This is a genomic window from Alteromonas sp. ABM1_013 (assembly GCF_056160505.1).
Genome location: NZ_JBSWXH010000007.1, coordinates 168,882 through 186,286, shown reverse-complemented (window position 1 = coordinate 186,286; position 17,405 = coordinate 168,882). Strand labels below are relative to the sequence as shown.

Here is a 17,405-nt window from a genome sequence, read left to right as displayed (position 1 = left end):
GTTCAATCTGAGCCATGATCAAACTCTTCAATTAAATATATCGAAATATGAATCGTCGTTGTGACACTCTTAACGAGTGCCCACACAGATTATCTTGTCTAAATTGTTAAAGAACGTTGCGACTTCGTCGCAATTCACTAGAAGCCGTTGCTTCTTAGTGACTCACCCTGTTCGAGTGAGGTGCGCATTTTACATCGTTTATTTTCGATGTCAACCATGTTTTTAAACTTTTTATTTGCTTGAAAACTTGGTTTCGCACTTGTTGCTAAGTTGGCTTTGTTTTTCTCGAAGCCCCCTCAGAACGTGGAGCGCATTATAGATACCTCTTGAGAAAGATCAACACTTAAATTGGATTTTTTTGCATTTTAAGGCACTTTTGGTGTTAACCGTTCATTTCTGCATCATTTCCATTGGCTCAATGCATCTTTCGACTAGTTTTTTCACATTTTATTGTTCTAATTGTTACAAATGAGTAAACTATATACAGCCTCCAACACCATAATAAACAATAGAAAGGTAGGTATATGAAAGTAGGCTTTATTCAATGCGCTGTAATTAGCGCTATTTTTGCAATTGCAGGGTATTTGTTATTTTCTTCTGCTAGTTTAAACGTCCATGTTCCACTTACCGTATCTGCAGCTCTGCTGATAAGCGGTATCGTTACTCCTTGGCTAGCGTCTCTTATTCAAAGTCCATCTTCCTCAGATGCCAGAGCACACACCAATAACGGATCAGTTGAAACTTTATATGTGGGTAATTTACCCTATAGAGCAAACGAGAACGCAGTAAAGGAGTACTTCAGTAGCTTTATTGAAGTGCAGTCGGTTCGTTTAATGAAGGATCGTAAAACTGGAAAAAGAAAAGGTTACGGTTTTATCGAGGTTGTCACAGACGATCTTAGTAGTGTTATTGATAAGACTAACGACTCTATCTTCCAAGAACGAACGTTGAAAGTTCGACCTGCAAAAGACAAAGTCGAACACGTGTAATTCTTATTCGTAGTTTTTAGTTATGTAAAAAAGCCCGGTAAGCTCTCGCTTCCGGGCTTTTTATTGTCATAAGCATTAGCTCTCGCTGGTTTCAGCAGATTGAGGAAGGCCATCTAATAAAGTTTGATTAAAAGATCGAAATCTGTTTATGGCGGATATTAGATCAGGAACCTGGACATCTTCCATTTCGTTAATAATACCAGCTATTAAAGTATTATAGTCTTCACTACTTTCTAACTTACTTTCTGCGTTAGCAAAGGTATCCATCATCTTCTCTAGATATTGAGCGATTGGACTAACCACATTACCGTACTTCGCGTTGTCACTTTTATCTTCATTATAGTGCTGAATATTTTCGTATGTCTTTAGCACTTCGGTTTGCGTAGTCCTATTTAACTGTAGTGCGTAACCAACCAACTCTTTATCATCAAAGCCTAAACTCAGTGCTTCTTCAAATGCCTTGTCGATATCACCACTATAGAAGGTATCAGCTAGATCCTGCACTTGTCCGACTAAATCAGCTATCGATTCCAACTCATCTTCGTCAAGTTCTCCTTTTAATGAAAAGCTAATACCGCTTCGTTCATAGTATTGATAAGACGTTTGTTGAGAATAGCTTGCCGAAAAGCCACTTTCACTTTGCTCACCACTACCGTCAGATTGGCCTTGAGATGCCTGAGCCTGAAAATTAAGTTGCTGAGAAGCCTGGAAAGAACGCAGGCTTTCAAAACTAAAGCTCACTTCATCACCATCTTTAGTTCGAATCATCAAACTACCGCTTTTTTCGTCCGATGCTGCAACAGCTTCCAACGAAGACAGCTGGACAGCATTAGGCTGCTGGCGTCCAAAAATATCGGTTTCTAGATCATCAATACCCGTATCAATAAGATCCCGGCTTTTCGTTATACCTTGCTCAATCTCTTCATTCATAAACCCAGCAAGATCTTTTTCAGCCATCGCGAAGCCGCGGCTTACTCCTTCTCTTGCTTGGCTAAATAGCCCGGTCAGCTTTTCTTCGCTGGCACCTCCATCGGCTGCGCCGCGAATAACGCTGCCCACGAACTTAAGTACGTTTCGGGCTACTTTTTCAAAATCGAATAAACCGTTCGACTTTTCTTCAAGATTTTTCTCTTTCGTTTCTTGTGGTCTTTGCCCATCTATTTCCAACGCTTGATTAATATTGCTACTTACCACGCGCAAGCCGATACTCGTTTGGCTACTTGAAACAGATACTGAAGCCGCTTGTTGCTTCGAGAACTCAGCGGCTTGCTGCAATCCGTCTTGCTGCAACTGCTTTTTAAGCGCTTCATTTGGGTGAACCGTTGCCTTTTGATCCGCTTTCTGATCAACCTTTTGGTCTCCCATAAAAGCTTTAATTTGACCCACGTTCATAATTTGATCCTCACTATCCTCACTCTTATTATCGGCAAAGAATCAATATTGTTTAATTTTAATACAGTATTTTTTTCTAAAAGCTATTTAGGCAATCATGCGTATTAATAATAAAGAAGTCGGGAGCGCTTGTTGCAGTTATTTTTTAAGGGACTACAATTCGCGACCTCAACAATGAATGGAGAATTTTATGACCGCCACTGAACAACAACGCTATCAAGATCAGTTAGACGAAAAAGTAAATCGTCTCACCGCGTTGCTTTCTCCATTCAATGCACCAGAACTTTCTGTATTCCCATCTCAGCCAACACACTACCGCATGCGCGCAGAGTTTAGAGTGTGGCACGAGGGCGATGACTTATTTCACATCATGTTTAATCAGGAAACGAAAGAAAAATATCGTGTCGATAGCTTTGCCCCTGCATGTAAAGCAATAAACGATGCGATGACACTTTTGCTTGAAGAAGTAAGACCAAACGAAACTCTAAGAAAAAAGTTATTTCAAATCGATTACCTTTCTGCGTTGTCTGGTGAACTTGTTATAAGCCTTTTATACCATCGTCAATTAGATGAAGAATGGCAAGTGGCAGCAAGAGAATTAAAAGCGACACTTGAATCTCACTTTCCTAAAGTAAACATCATTGGTCGCGCTAGAAAGCAAAAGCTTATTATCGACAACGATTTTGTAATTGAGCGTTTACCAGTAAACGGACGAGAATTCGTATTCAAGCATATAGAAAATAGCTTCACTCAGCCCAATGCCGAAGTGAACTGTAGCATGATTGAATGGGCTTTAGATTGTGTTAAACCACTCTCTGGAGACTTACTAGAAATGTATTGTGGTGCCGGTAACTTTTCACTTCCGCTAGCACTTCACTTTGATAATGTGGTGGGTACCGAAATAGCTAAACCTTCAGTGCAAGCAGCTCAGTTTAATATTGAGCAAAACGAGCTGAGCAATGTAAAAATTGTAAGGTTAGCCGCCGAAGAATTCACACAGGCTATGAAGGGCGAGCGTACGTTTAGTCGCTTAGAAGGCATTGATTTAAGCACTTACAATTTCACCACTGTATTGGTCGACCCACCAAGAGCTGGGTTAGATGAAGATTCACTAAGAATGATTCAGGATTACGATAATATTGTGTATATCTCGTGTAATCCTGAAACTTTGGCGCAGAACCTTGAGCTTTTGAGTGAAACTCACGACGTTTCTCAATCGGCGCTATTCGACCAATTTCCTTTCACTCATCATATTGAGGCAGGCGTTCTACTTACACGCAAAGTCTAGTTTGCGTGTAAGTCATTTTCTACTACTCCTTGCCTTCTACAAGAACGTGATGGCTTACTGAGCCGTCAGTTCTTAGTTTTAGTAGTGGAAGGTAATCTGGGTCAGACATAAAATCGAGTGCGCTTTGTTTTGAAGGCCATTGGATAATAGCGCGAATAGCGGGTTCTTCTCTCTCGCCTTCTAAAGTTTGATGATTCGCACTGTTCGCTAGATATTTTCCACCGTGTTTCGACACGATATCCGCGGCAAGTTTTACATAGTGCGGGATCCACGCTTCATTGGTAGGTGTAACTTCTAAAACTGAATAATACATATCTTACTCTCTTCTCTTGAAATTAACTGGTTGAACCCAGCGTTATCATATTGAGAGCTTAACAAGCTATATTTCGTGTAATAAGAAGGCTTACGCTAGAATCTGTTTCGTAAAATATTTGATAATACTTCAGCGCTACGCTTTCTGGGTAGCGCCTATTTGAACAAAGCGAAGTTGCGCTTTCACTCTTTCACCAATTTCACTTCTAAGCTTATCATCCGCTTCTAATGCTTCCGCTCCGGCACTGAATACTAGTCTTACCATAGCATCGGCTTGTAACTGGGCGCAGGCGTATTCCACGCCTTGCTGTTCGATAATGTAGTCAGTAAGTTCATCGATGAAATGTTGAATTTCTCTGAATACTGCAAGTCGGTAAGCAGACGACGTTCCGGTATGCTCTCGCAGTAATAACCGAAATACGTTTGTGTTGGCCGCGATGAACTCCATGAAGGTTTCAACAGAGGTATGGATGACGCCGCCGCCTGAAGCTATGCGCCTTCTAGCCTGACGCATAAGCTGACGCAGCGCTAAACCCGCTTCATCCACCAGCGTTAAACCCAACTCGTCCATATCTTTAAAGTGTCGATAAAACGACGTGGGGGCAATACCAGCTTCTCGGGCAACTTCACGCAAACTTATTGCCGATAAACTTCGGTTTTCGTCTAGCAGTGAAAATGCAGCATGGATGATATTTTGGCGGGTTTTTAATTTCTGTTCTTGTCGGCTCACGTTCGCACCCTGTGTTCATTAACTTTTAATGGTCTGATGATTTTTTAACTTTAGAGTCTACTTTCAACGTCATCTGAATAACCATTAACGCAATCGAACCTCATACATCAAAGACTAGCACGTCTAGTTTATCGCAACACGCACTGATGGGGAAAGGGAAACAAAATCATCTCTTTTATAAACAAGGGTTAAGCGTTAGTTCTCACGTTTTAGCTACGTTTTTGCCACCCTCGGCTATAATTAAACTTTACACATGTAAGCAGAACTTATCTGGGTTTTGCTTGCCTGAAGCCTCGTAAAACGATAAATTAGCGAACAGTTGTAAGCCAAGTTGTATAAAATGAAAAAACCTCCTCTTATCCTAACGAATGTGCTGGTATTTATAATATCAGGCGCTATTGCATTTATAGGTGTGCCGCTTTGGGTGGCATATCAGGGTATCGATTGGGCAGAAATCGGTACCGCTATATTCCTATTCTATTTCACCGGCATGTCAATAACTGCTGGGTATCATCGCTTGTGGTCACATAAAACCTACGATGCCAACATTGTAGTTCGTGTCGTATTAGCGATTGGTGGGGCGATGGCACTGCAAAATAGTATTTTGCACTGGTCGTCAGATCATCGCGTTCACCATCGCCATGTAGATGACAACGACAAAGACCCCTACTCTGCAAAGAAAGGGCTTTGGTTTGCGCACATCGGCTGGATGTTACGCGAGTATCAAGCTAAGCGTTACGATGATTACAGCAACTGTAAAGATCTACAAAAAGATAGCGTTGTGATTTGGCAGCATAAATACTACTTGCCTATTGTACTCGCTGCTAACTTTGGTATTACTGGTCTGTTGGGTTACCTGAACGGCGACGTCATGGGCATGATCTTGGTGGCCGGCGTTTTGCGATTGGTGCTAGTTCACCACGTTACCTTCTTCATTAACTCACTTGCTCACTTTTGGGGTAGTCAGCCTTATACCGATAAGAATACAGCACGTGATAATGGCGTTTTAGCATTCTTTACTTTTGGTGAGGGTTATCACAACTATCACCATATTTTTGAGTACGACTACCGCAATGGTATTCGTTGGTACCAGTTTGATCCTACTAAATGGCTTATCAAAGGGCTGTCTTATGTAGGTTTAACGTCGAACCTTCGCAAAGTACCTGAAGAGCGCATCGAAAAAGCTCTGGCGGCCATGCAGCTTCAAAGGGCAAGTGAAAAAGTATCGTTACTACCGAATGCGGAAGAAATGATGCACACTATTCAAGAAGAGTACGACCTGCTAATGCAGCGGATGAGTGAGTACTACGCAACGAAAAAGCGCGTTATGCGCGTTAAGAAGCGTACATTAAAACGCAGCATTGAAGGGTTAGAGCTTGCTTACAAATATAAAGAGATGAAGCACGCCTTTGCAGTGCAGAAAGAAAAATGGACTCAATTGCAAAGCCTGTCACTACAAATGGCGTAGCATTACCTATTCTTTTAGCTGATCTGATTAAACCAAAAACCACATAAGTATCTGCTTATGTGGTTTTTTTTGATCTATAGTTGGGATGACACTTCAAGTAAGGTAGTTATACTAGAGTTTGTAAGGTTGGCATAAACAGCTTAGCTTTAGACTAAGTTCGGTGTTCAAGCTACATCATAAACTGAATTGTGGCGGTTATTGTGATTTCAGACGCCACATCATAGAAGTAATAATACGGGAAAATAACATGGCAACGAAGCAAAAAACTAAAGCTCCGTCGTATCATTACGATGCGATTGTTATAGGCACTGGCCCCGGTGGAGAGGGTGTTGCAATGCAGCTTGCCAAGGCCGGTAAAAAAGTGGCAGTGGTAGAACGCTACGAAGCTGTTGGCGGTGGCTGTACTCATTGGGGCACTATTCCCTCTAAAGCGCTTCGTCACTCAGTCAGTCGTCTTATTGAATACAATACGTCTCCCCTATTTGCCGACAACCACTTAAGTAAGAGCCTTACGTTTTCAGACATCATGCGCCATGCTAGCGGTGTAGTTAAAAGCCAAACTCGCCTGCGTTCTTCTTTTTATGATAGAAACCGTGTTACGCTGTTTCATGGCGAAGCCAGCTTTGTCGATGCACACACCTTGGAAATAACACGAGAAGACGGCTCGAAGGACACAGTCACAGCAGCACAAATAGCAATAGCCACAGGTTCGCGCCCCTATTGCCCGAAAGATATCGATTTTAATCACCCCCGTATTTATAACTCTGACACCATCTTATCTCTAGATCACGATCCAAAGTCCATCATAATTTATGGTGCAGGTGTAATTGGGTCGGAATATGCCAGTATCTTTAGAGGCTTGGGAGTAAAAGTCGATCTGGTTAATATGCGAGACCGTTTGTTGTCATTTTTAGATGACGAGATCTCTGATGCGCTAAGTTACCACTTATGGAACAACGGCGTACTTATTCGTCATAATGAAACCTACTCTTCTGTCGAAGCTACCGATGATTCAGTAATTTTGAACCTAGAGTCAGGTAAGCGCATGCGAGCCGATTGCTTATTGTTTGCTAATGGCCGTACGGGCAACACAGATACTCTGAAACTTGAGAATATTGGTTTAAAAGCGGATGGTAGAGGCCAACTTAAGGTTAATGAAAGTTATCAAACCGACGTAGACAATGTATTTGCTGTTGGCGATGTGATTGGTTACCCAAGTTTGGCATCTGCAGCATATAATCAAGGTCGATTTGCCGCTGAGGCAATGCTCGGCATAAATACACATTCAGCGTTAGTAGAAGATATTCCGTCAGGTATCTATACCATCCCGGAAATTAGTTCGGTAGGTAAGACAGAACAAGAACTTACTGCAGCCAAGATACCTTATGAGGTGGGAAGAGCCCAGTTCAAACATTTGGCCAGAGCGCAGATTGCATCAACACAAACGGGTAGCCTTAAAATTCTATTTCACCGGGAAACGAAAGAAATACTGGGTATTCACTGCTTTGGTGAACGTGCCTCTGAAATTGTTCATATCGGCCAAGCCATCATGCAACAAAAAGGTGAAGGCAACACCATAGACTACTTCGTTAACACTACATTTAACTATCCGACCATGGCTGAAGCCTATCGTGTTGCTGCCATCAATGGGCTAAATAGGATTTTCTAACAGATACAAAAAAGCCGGCGAAATTGTCGCCGGCTTATATGCGTTAACTAAAATTAGTTACGGTTCGCAGCAAGCGCGTTAAGCGAGTCTTTATGTGCTACGATGTCGATGTGCATATTTTCTTGATCGAACGTCATTGTTGCAATCGCGTAATCACCCTGACTTTCGCTTGCAATGTCGATCAGCTTTGCTTGTGCATCACGGAAACGAATGTTATTGCCGATTTGATCCGACATACATTGGTTATTCATTTCGAATGTTTTCGCATCCATGCAATCGAAAAGCTGGTTCTCACCAGATTCCGCATGCGCAATACCAAAGGCTGCTGATAGAGCTAATGTTAGTACTACTTTACGCATGTTTTTTCTCCTGTGCTACAGTCTACTACTGTCACTATTAAACATACTGTATATACATTAGATAGTCAAATTGAGATCATACAATTGTGACAAAAGTATTACACAGAGAAATAATTGGAGAAAATTTTGAAAGGGCACGATGCATTGGTGGCCAAAGCAAAGAATTGCACAATATGCGCGCCTCACCTACCTCACGAACCTAACCCCATTTTTAATACTTCACCATCCACAAAAATTCTTATTATTGGGCAAGCGCCAGGGCTTAAAGCGCACGAGAGAAGTATTGCGTTTGACGATCCCAGCGGAGATCGCTTGCGTGAATGGCTGGCTGTATCCAAAGAAACTTTCTATGATGCGCGCTTGATCTCGGTGCTACCTATGGGATTTTGCTTTCCAGGGTACAAAAACCGCGCTGATGCCCCGCCTAGAAAAGAGTGTGCACCTACATGGCACCATGAGTTTCTCGCCTACTTAAAACCTAAAGTCACGCTTTACGTAGGTCGATACTCACAGCAGTATTATTTACCCCAGTACAAAACTTTGACTGAAGCAGTAGGCGCGCCGACTAATACACACTTTGTTTTACCTCACCCGTCAGGAAGGAATAACAGGTGGCTTGCTAAAAATCCATGGTTCGAGCGGACTATACTTCCCGAATTGCAGCTCGCTATCTCGTCAGCTTTATCTGATTAATCGTGCGCCTCAAGAAACGTTAGAAGTGAATCAAAAGGCATGGGCTTGGCATATAAATAACCTTGGGCCTCATCACACCCTAGTTTAATCATGTAGCTTGCTTGCTCTCTTTTTTCCACACCTTCGGCAATGGTGAGTAACCCCAGCTTGTTTCCTAACGTTACTATGGTTTCGGCAAGCACTGCACTAGCACCCGGTTTGATGTCTTTAACGAACGAACGATCGACTTTCAAACGATCTAATGGCAATTGCTGCAGATAGCTCATGGAAGAAAAGCCTGTACCAAAGTCATCGATAGCAATTTGAACGCCAAATTCTTTCAACGTACGCAAAGCATCAATCACTATTTGCGGCTCGTCCATTACCACACTTTCGGTTATTTCAAGCTCTAAGAGACTGGGGTCACAGTTGGCTTTGGAAAGTGCTTGTTTAACTTTTTCGACAAATAATCTATCGCGAAACTGGGGAATAGATATATTAACAGCAACCCTAAGATGCCCGTACCCCTTTTCTTTAAGCTCTTGCAAACGGCGACATGATTCCTCAAGCACCCATTCACCAATATCAACAATAAGACCAGAGTATTCAGCAAGTGGCACAAAAACAGCTGGAGAGATATAGCCCCCCTCTCCATCTGGCCAGCGAAGTAGACCTTCCATGCCCACTACTTTTTCATTGAGCAGGTCTACTTGGGGCTGAAACCATAGTTCTAGCTTTCTCGCCGCAAAGTCGTTTCTTAATTGACGGATCATATCCAAACGCCATGTGGTCTGATCCTCAATATCTTTAGCGTAATACTCGAAGTTGTCTGTTAGGTTTTTCTTAGCGCGGTTTAACGCAATATTGGTGCGCTTTAAAATCTCAATACCAATATGGCGCTTATTCTCTAGCTTGCAAAACCCGACGGTAACATTCACGGGTAGCGTGTGGTCACCCACTTTAAAGGATGATTGGAAAAGTGCGTTGATTGCCTCGGGACAGACAAGCTCATCGGGGCCGATAAGACCAAAAACATCAGCACCAATACGTCCTTTCTTGACTTGGCCGTCAAATGAGGTTTGAAAACGATCGCTGATTGCACGTAATAACTCGTTGCCAACTTCTTGCCCTAGCCCATCATTAACATCGGAAAAATGATTAACATCGATAAGCGCAACACTAAAATTTTCTCCACCAAACAAGTGAGGCTTGTCTAGCATATTAATGAACTCATTGCGGTTTGGTAATCGGGTTAACCAATCTCTGAACGCTGCATTCCTTAATTCGTGGAAGAGGTTGACGTTTTCGTAGCCTACCGAAATGCTAGATAAGAATACTTCTAAAAGGTTTTTGTCTAATTCACTGATTTCGTGAGTTTGCCTGACGTATACGGCGGCTTCGAACCCAGCGCGACTTATATAAAGTACAGAACAACTCGCCTCAAATATGTGCTTTTTAAGCCGTAAACAACGGCTTATATTTTCTTCAATGTCAATGTTGTTAACGTCTACAACCGGGTGATTGATAAATTTCGCATATTCACCCGCGGCACCAAGGACATATACTTGCTCGTCGTCTTGATCTAAAAGGGAACCGGCTCTGGCACATAATAGCCCTTCAGAATCGAGACCAATAAGAGAGCTAATTTGCGTGACAACCCCTTCGCAAAACTCTTTAACCGAATGCTCTTCAAACAAATTCGCCGACGAGGTAATTATCTTTTCTAAGCCAGTGCGACTTTGACTTATGGTTATAATTTGCTGGTAAGAGCGCAGCGAAGAGATAATGGTCGTCAGTAGCTTGGAGCGCGTAAGTTCCGTTTTCGTTTTGTAGTCGTTAATATCGTAAACTTTAATGACTTGCTCTTCAGGTGCATAACCTGGCTGCCCTGTACGCAAAATGATACGAGGCTCGTACAGTTTCATGTCTTCACGAATATATTTAACGACATCAAAGCCTGCATCGTCAGTTTCCATAACAACATCAAGCAAAATGATAGCGATACTGTTACCGAATTCGTGAAGTTTTTCTTTGGCTTGCTTCGCGGAATAAGCGTGGATGAAGTTTAACTTGCGATCGTTTACGATGAGATCAGATAGCGCCAGACGCGTTACCGTGTGGATTTCTTCATCATCATCGACGATAAGAATGTTCCAGTCTTTACCTAATAATACAGGCTCTGTAACTGAATCATCATCATCTAAAAAAATTAACTCGTCGTTATCGTAATCCATTGCCGACATTACCGCTCATTTCCCCGATACATACAAAACAAGAATGCACGACTTACTGTATTAAGGAGACAATCGCATTGATAAATGGGTTACGCAATGCAATAGTGCCCTCATGTTACATGCTAATTTACATTCAATAATTTAAATCAATATGAAGATTACACCTCAGCACTTACCCCCTGAGATTAAAAAAGCTCAAAACACGGAAGTCAGTAGCGCAAAAGCGCCCAGTGACCAACCCACTGCTGAGAAAATGGCGAGCTCTATCAAAGCGGATGCAAGCCGCCAACGCATGTTGTCATGGTTCGCTAGAGTGGGTATTAGCCCATCTATGATGTCTCCTGATCCTAAAAAGCAAAAACATGCGCTGGAACGAAGGAAACAAATTCTAGAAACTCAAAAAGCGAGCAATCTTCAATCTGTTTTAAATATAGCACTAAATGTTTCAATCAACGAAAAAACTAACGATAATCTTGATGCAGATTGGTTTTTCGCCTTTAGCACTATGGCTGAGGAAATTTACAGCCAACCAATGCAAGAATTGTGGGGCAAGATTTTTGCCGTTGAGGTCGCCCATCCCGGTAGTTTTTCACTTCGCACTCTACAGTTGCTTAAAACGCTCACGCACAGAGATGCAAAAGTATTTAATAAAGCGGTTAACGTAGCCAGTCGAAAAAGTAACGATACCGTACCGCGCATTTTAGTGGGATATCATAAACGTAAAGGCCTGCTTTCGTTTCTTCGAAAACCCATTCCAGAACAATTAAATTTAGCCTCTGTAGGACTTAGTTACCCAGACCTATTGTCGCTGCAGGAAATGAAGTTAATTTATGCCAGTGAAATTGAAAGTGGAGAATATGTAGAGGGGCAACAGGTCACATGGCGATGTGTTAATGAGAATATAACGCTTACATGTAAAACTTCTGGGGCTGCTTTGGTTTATTACAAGTTTACTTCTGTAGGCAGTGAGCTTTACAAACTGGTTACTAAATCTTCTAACGAAAGGTATTTACAAGAATTAAAAAAAGTATTGGGCGAGGTATTCAACATAAGTTAAATACCGTCACCAAACTCGTGTAATCCACACTCGCGCTTTAACCCGAAGAAGCGGGTATCCTGCTCACTCATACCTTCTTGTAGCGACTGCGTTGTATGCCAATCGCCAATTGAAACGTAGCCTTGCTCCCAAAGCGGGTGATAAGATAAGTCGTTATCTTTAAGGTAGTAGTGGAGGTCTTTATTGCTCCAGTCGATAATTGGGTATAGCTTGAACTGCTGTCCCACTTTTTGCAGAACAGGCAGTTTGCCACGGGTATCAGATTGACTTCTGCGCAAACCTGCGAACCAGGTACCCGCATTCAGTTCACCTAACGCACGCTGCATTGGTTCAACTTTGTTCATCTTGTTGTATTTTTCAATACCTTCGATGCCTTGTTCCCAAAGCCTACCAAAGCGCGCTTCTTGCCACGCAGATGACATTTTTGCGCTGTAAACGTGCAAGTTTAAATTAAGCTTTTCAACCAGCTCATCAATAAATTTGTACGTTTCTGGAAACAAATACCCAGTATCAGTAAGCACAACGGGGATATCCGGTTGTGCTTGAGTCAGCATGTGCAGCATAACTGCCGACTGCGCTCCGAAACTCGAAGACACAATATGAGTATCGGGCAAGTTGTCCAGCGCCCAAGCTACTCGCTCTTGCGCTGTCATTTTTTCCAACATATCGTTGATATCAGCAAGGTCTTCCTTGCTGATATCAAGCGTAAGTGGTTGCTGCTTTTCTGCTGTATTATTCGTCATAGAAATCCCGTGCGGAGTCTACTACTGGTTTTACAACACCAGCGCGAACAACGTAATCACCAAAGGCCTCGCCACTCTCACGCTCTTTAGCCCATTGACCAAGTAACGTATCTAACTCTGCCATGATTTCTTGTTCGCTAATGTTTTCTCGATACATACGTGGAATACGTGTACCTTCTCGGTTGCCACCTAAGTGCAAGTTGTACTTGCCTGGACCTTTACCTACCAAGCCAACTTCAGACAACATCGCGCGACCACAGCCATTAGGACAGCCAGTTACGCGGAAGATAACGCTGTCTTCTTCTAAACCGTGTTTGGCAAGCAAGCCTTCTAGCTCGGTAACAGCATCTGGCAGGTAACGCTCAGCTTCTGCCATCGCTAGCGGACAAGTTGGCAATGCAACACAGGCCATTGAATCAAGGCGCTGATTAGAAATACTCGGCGCAATGAGGCCATGCTCACGAGCTAAGGCTTCTACTTTGTCTTTGTCTTGGGGTGGAACACCAGCAATAATCAAGTTCTGGTTTGCGGTTAAACGGAAATCGCCTTTATGTATTTTGGCAATTTCTGCACAGCCCGTTTTTAGCGTTTTACCTGGGTAATCCAAAATACGACCATTTTCGATAAACACAGTCAGGTGGTATTTGCCGTCAATGCCTTCAACCCAGCCAAAACGGTCACCACGGTCGGTAAATTCGTAAGGTCGGCTATCTTGGAAAGTCACGCCTGCGCGCTTCTCAACTTCAGCTTTGAAGTTGTCTACGCCAACACGCTCTAAGGTGTATTTGGTTTTCGCGTTCTTACGATTAACACGATTACCCCAATCACGCTGCGTGGTAACAACCGCAGCGGCAACGTCTAGCGTGTTTTCCAGCGGTATAAAACCAAAGTCAGAGGCTTTACGCGGGTACGTACTCTTATCACCGTGAGTCATTGCAAGACCACCACCAACAAGTACGTTAAAGCCAATTAGCTGACCATTTTCTGCAATCGCAACAAAGTTAAGGTCGTTTGCGTGAACATCAACATCGTTTTGCGGAGGAATAACCACGGTAGTTTTAAACTTACGCGGCAGATAGTTATCACCCAAAATAGGCTCAACAGGCTTTTCAGTGGTCTCAACTTTTTCACCATCTAACCAAATTTCAGCATACGCGCGAGTTTTGGGAAGTAAGTGTTCACTTATCTTTTTAGCCCATTCAAATGCCTGAAGGTGAAGCTCAGATTCAACTGGATTAGACGTACATAGTACGTTTCGGTTTACATCACCCGCCGTTGCAATAGAGTCGATGCCAGCTTTATTTAGCATTTGATGCATAGACTTAATCTTAGGCTTTAACACACCGTGAAACTGGAATGTTTGACGAGTGGTTAAGCGAATACTGCCATACATAGTGTGGTCAGCTGCAAACTTATCAATCGCTAACCATTGGTCAGGCGTGATCACGCCACCCGGTAAACGCGCGCGAAGCATCACATTATGAAGCGGCTCAAGTTTTTGCTTTGCACGTTCTGCTCGAATGTCACGGTCGTCTTGCTGGTACATACCGTGGAAGCGAATAAGCTGGAAGTTATCAGCTGTGAAACCACCGGTAAGATCATCTTTAAGATCGGTAGTGATGGTACCGCGCAAATTATTACTCTCGCGCTTTAGACGCTCGTTGTCAGCCAGTTTGCCCTCAACGATAAATGGTGATTTTTCGTTACTCATTAATAGACATCCTTCTGATAACGTTTCGCTTTTCGTAACTCTACAATATAGGCTTTAGCATCGGCTTCAGATTTTCCGCCGTGCTCCTGCACAATATTGATTAAGGCGTTTTCTACATCTTTCGCCATGTGCATTGCATCACCACACACATAAAAGTGTGCGCCCTGCTCTAGCCATTCGTACACTTCTTTACCGTTTTCTAATAAGCGGTGCTGAACATATACTTTTTCTTCTTGGTCACGAGAGAATGCAAGCGTAATTTTATCTAGCAGACCTTCTTTAACGTAACCTTGCCACTCTACCTGGTATAGGAAATCTTGCGTAAAATTAGGGTTGCCGAAGAACAACCAATTTTTGCCCTCAGCGCCTTGCACATCACGCTCTTGCATGAAAGATCTAAATGGCGCAATACCTGTACCCGGTCCTACCATGATCACTGGCGTATTAGGATCTTCCGGCAAACGGAAGTTATCGTTGTTTTCAACGAAAACTTCTACCTCACCATTTTCTTCTAAATATTCGCACAAGAAGCCAGACGCACCACCTTGATGACGGTGGCCAAACGCTTCGTAGTCAACGTGAGCTACCGTTAAGTGCACTTCGTCTTCCACGTCAGCTTGGGCTGATGCAATAGAGTACAAACGTGGTGTTAATGGGCGCAATGCATCAACAAGCTGCTGTTCAGACAGATTACCTGGGTGGTCACGCACGATATCAATGATTTGACGCTCAGCCATATAAGTACGCAGCTGCGCTTTATCTTCCATCAAGGTCGCTAACGATTCAGAGCCGGTCGCTTCTTGATAAGACTTAATGAAATTAGGGTAGCTTAAGGTTAATTCAAGCTTAGACGTTAAGGCATCAGTTAACGACATTGTCGCGTCACCTACAGACACTTCAGTATTACCATCTAACGACAAAATACTAATAAGTTCTGATACCAAAGAAGCGGCGTTCTTAAACCAAACACCTAGCGCATCACCTGGCTTGTAGGTAATTCCACTATCTTCAAGACTTATTTCAATGTGACGGATATCTTTAACTGAATCGCGACCCGTAATCTTCTGGGCATCAATCAACGTTGCCTTAAACGGTGCCTTTTTGGTGTAAGTCTGTGCTGCTACACCCTGCACTGCTGCGCCAGTTTGCGCCGCTACCGCTGCTTGTGGTGCCGCACTAAAATCATCTTTTAATGATTCAATAAGCTTGTTTAACCATGCTTCGGCTTCCGCTTCATAGTCAACATCACAATCAAGGCGCTCAACAATAGGCTTACCACCTAACTTACCTAAGCGCTCATCGAAGTCTTTACCTGTTTGGCAGAAAAACTCGTAACTGCTATCACCTAACCCCACAACGGCGTATTTAGTGTTCGCAAGCTTCGGGGCTTTTTTACCCGCTAAGAATTCGTGCAGTTCGATGGCATCATCAGGTGCATCGCCTTCACCGTGCGTACTTACAAATACCGCTACGTGGGTTTCTGCTTTTAAGTTGCGAGGCTTGTAATCAGCCATGCTAACAAGCTTGCTGTTAAAGCCTGCTTCCTCTGCTTTGGCTTGACACTGCGCAGCCACACCTTTCGCATTACCTGTTTGTGAGCCATACAGTATAGTTAGCGTTGGCGCATCACCCGCTACGGCAGGCGCGCTTTGTATAGCAGGGGCAACCGAGCCGCCTTGCGCAGCCGCCATGCCTGCTGCATAGCCACTTACCCAAGTAAGTTGATCACGATTTAAGCCTGCAATGGCTTGCGTAATGGCATTCCACTGCTGTTCGTTTAATACCGCGCCTGGCGCTGAGTTCGAATTAGAATCTTGTGACATAGTCTTTTAGCCTTTTATCAATGGCGCTAAGGCTAACGGCTTTCTTCAAGAAGAGAAAAGAATAAATGAAACTTTTTTATTACTGAAAGTGCTAATGACTAAGTGAATAAGTAATAACGCCCCTAAACGTTATCCTCGAAAAATAAAAAAGGCGTGAACTGCACAAGCAGGCACGCCTTTAAAAACAGATAGTTAGTGCTTAAAAATGAAGTTCTAAGCCTGCGAATACACCGTCAAATTCCATGTCAGCGTAAACATCATCAAGGTCTTCAATATCAACTGTTACGTTTCTGTAACCAACTTGAAGCGTCATATCGACTGCTAAACTTTCAATAAATGAATATTGAACTGCCGCTTGATAATCACTTAGCTCATGGTCATCGAATGACAAATAGCTACCTTCAAAATATGCAGATAGCCCAGTGAACGGAAGCCCTAGCTGAACTTTCGAATATGCCATAGGCACTATGCCCGAAAATTCAGCCGAGCCACTGGTATCACTTGCTGTATCGACAACAAACAATGCACCATCGATGTACTTAGCATTTACACCAAGATCAAAGCTTACCAAGTCGTTATCGAATAACTCGTAGTACAAGATGAAATCCGTTGCATCAAGCTCGATATCAGTATTGACCACAGTACTTTCTGTAAACAACTGATCATCAAAAGTAAAGTTGGCATCAAGCGCAGTAGTGCCTGAATTATCTAGCGTAGTGTGATTTACCTTCACATTCGGTAAAAAAGGCACTGGGTGTTCAAAGGCAATATATAACGCCGTATTGGTTTCATCGTCAAAGTTGAAATCAGCAGTGTTGTTGCTATCTGCAAAACCGCCTTGCGTGTCGGTTTGCCAAACTTGAGCTCCAACATAAACGCCTGCGATAGTGTCTGCTTGAGATGAAACTGAAAATAATGCGCATCCCAATGCGGCAGCTATAAGACCTTTTTTCATTAA

15 protein-coding genes are annotated in these 17,405 nt (G+C 43.0%); 6 read left to right on the top strand and 9 right to left on the bottom strand.

The features are described from left to right. The first annotated feature begins 524 nt into the window (after window positions 1-524). A complete protein-coding gene (locus ACXAGK_RS19445; protein ID WP_179984549.1) occupies window positions 525-989 on the top strand; it encodes an RNA recognition motif domain-containing protein in 465 nt (154 codons plus the stop codon). 75 nt (window positions 990-1,064) lie between these two features. Here the strand turns inward: ACXAGK_RS19445 and ACXAGK_RS19440 are convergent, their stop codons facing one another. Continuing rightward, window positions 1,065-2,381, bottom strand: a complete 1,317-nt coding sequence (locus ACXAGK_RS19440) for a DUF5610 domain-containing protein (RefSeq protein WP_474857483.1) — start codon at window positions 2,379-2,381, stop codon at window positions 1,065-1,067. 190 nt (window positions 2,382-2,571) lie between these two features. Between ACXAGK_RS19440 and trmA the strand changes: the two genes are divergently transcribed. Beyond that, the gene (gene trmA, locus ACXAGK_RS19435; protein WP_474857482.1) at window positions 2,572-3,669 is read left to right on the top strand and encodes a tRNA (uridine(54)-C5)-methyltransferase TrmA; all 1,098 of its coding nucleotides are present in this window, start codon (window positions 2,572-2,574) and stop codon (window positions 3,667-3,669) included. A 22-nt stretch (window positions 3,670-3,691) separates the two neighbouring features. Here trmA and ACXAGK_RS19430 read toward each other — a convergent pair whose 3' ends face one another. Together ACXAGK_RS19430 and fabR are read right to left on the bottom strand one after the other, a co-directional pair. Then, window positions 3,692-3,982: a DUF1330 domain-containing protein gene (locus ACXAGK_RS19430; RefSeq protein ID WP_474857481.1), complete on the bottom strand. Its 291-nt coding sequence runs from the start codon at window positions 3,980-3,982 to the stop codon at window positions 3,692-3,694. A gap of 135 nt (window positions 3,983-4,117) precedes the next feature. Continuing rightward, window positions 4,118-4,711, bottom strand: a complete 594-nt coding sequence (gene fabR, locus ACXAGK_RS19425) for an HTH-type transcriptional repressor FabR (RefSeq protein ID WP_461853095.1) — start codon at window positions 4,709-4,711, stop codon at window positions 4,118-4,120. Between the two features lie 340 nt (window positions 4,712-5,051). Here fabR and ACXAGK_RS19420 point away from each other — a divergent pair, with 340 nt between their 5' ends. Together ACXAGK_RS19420 and sthA are read left to right on the top strand one after the other, a co-directional pair. Continuing rightward, window positions 5,052-6,179, top strand: coding sequence for an acyl-CoA desaturase (locus ACXAGK_RS19420; protein ID WP_474857480.1), 1,128 nt, complete (start codon window positions 5,052-5,054; stop codon window positions 6,177-6,179). A gap of 247 nt (window positions 6,180-6,426) precedes the next feature. Further along, a complete protein-coding gene (gene sthA, locus ACXAGK_RS19415; RefSeq protein WP_474857479.1) occupies window positions 6,427-7,848 on the top strand; it encodes a Si-specific NAD(P)(+) transhydrogenase in 1,422 nt (473 codons plus the stop codon). A 53-nt stretch (window positions 7,849-7,901) separates the two neighbouring features. Here sthA and ACXAGK_RS19410 read toward each other — a convergent pair whose 3' ends face one another. After that, complete coding sequence (locus ACXAGK_RS19410; protein WP_025254039.1) at window positions 7,902-8,207, bottom strand: hypothetical protein; 306 nt, start codon at window positions 8,205-8,207, stop codon at window positions 7,902-7,904. Between the two features lie 114 nt (window positions 8,208-8,321). Here ACXAGK_RS19410 and ACXAGK_RS19405 point away from each other — a divergent pair, with 114 nt between their 5' ends. Continuing rightward, a complete protein-coding gene (locus ACXAGK_RS19405; RefSeq protein WP_474857478.1) occupies window positions 8,322-8,900 on the top strand; it encodes a uracil-DNA glycosylase family protein in 579 nt (192 codons plus the stop codon). Here the strand turns inward: ACXAGK_RS19405 and ACXAGK_RS19400 are convergent. After that, window positions 8,897-11,122, bottom strand: coding sequence for a bifunctional diguanylate cyclase/phosphodiesterase (locus ACXAGK_RS19400; protein ID WP_474857477.1), 2,226 nt, complete (start codon window positions 11,120-11,122; stop codon window positions 8,897-8,899). The two genes, ACXAGK_RS19405 and ACXAGK_RS19400, sit on opposite strands and share 4 nt — an antisense overlap. Window positions 11,123-11,264: 142 nt before the next feature. Here ACXAGK_RS19400 and ACXAGK_RS19395 point away from each other — a divergent pair, with 142 nt between their 5' ends. Further along, window positions 11,265-12,170: a TIGR03899 family protein gene (locus ACXAGK_RS19395; RefSeq protein WP_474857476.1), complete on the top strand. Its 906-nt coding sequence runs from the start codon at window positions 11,265-11,267 to the stop codon at window positions 12,168-12,170. Here the strand turns inward: ACXAGK_RS19395 and ACXAGK_RS19390 are convergent. From ACXAGK_RS19390 to ACXAGK_RS19375, 4 genes are all read right to left on the bottom strand, one after another. Beyond that, a complete protein-coding gene (locus ACXAGK_RS19390; RefSeq protein WP_474857475.1) occupies window positions 12,167-12,913 on the bottom strand; it encodes a phosphoadenylyl-sulfate reductase in 747 nt (248 codons plus the stop codon). The genes ACXAGK_RS19395 and ACXAGK_RS19390 overlap by 4 nt on opposite strands. Then, window positions 12,903-14,624 (bottom strand): assimilatory sulfite reductase (NADPH) hemoprotein subunit, encoded by a 1,722-nt coding sequence (gene cysI / locus ACXAGK_RS19385; protein ID WP_474857474.1) that lies wholly within the window; start codon window positions 14,622-14,624, stop codon window positions 12,903-12,905. Before cysI ends, ACXAGK_RS19390 begins: the two co-directional genes overlap by 11 nt. Next, complete coding sequence (locus ACXAGK_RS19380; RefSeq protein ID WP_474857473.1) at window positions 14,624-16,447, bottom strand: assimilatory sulfite reductase (NADPH) flavoprotein subunit; 1,824 nt, start codon at window positions 16,445-16,447, stop codon at window positions 14,624-14,626. The genes cysI and ACXAGK_RS19380 overlap by 1 nt, the downstream gene beginning before the upstream one ends. Window positions 16,448-16,646: 199 nt before the next feature. Then, on the bottom strand, window positions 16,647-17,402 hold the full coding sequence (locus ACXAGK_RS19375) for a TIGR04219 family outer membrane beta-barrel protein (protein WP_474804847.1): 756 nt from the start codon (window positions 17,400-17,402) through the stop codon (window positions 16,647-16,649). Window positions 17,403-17,405: the final 3 nt, after the last annotated feature.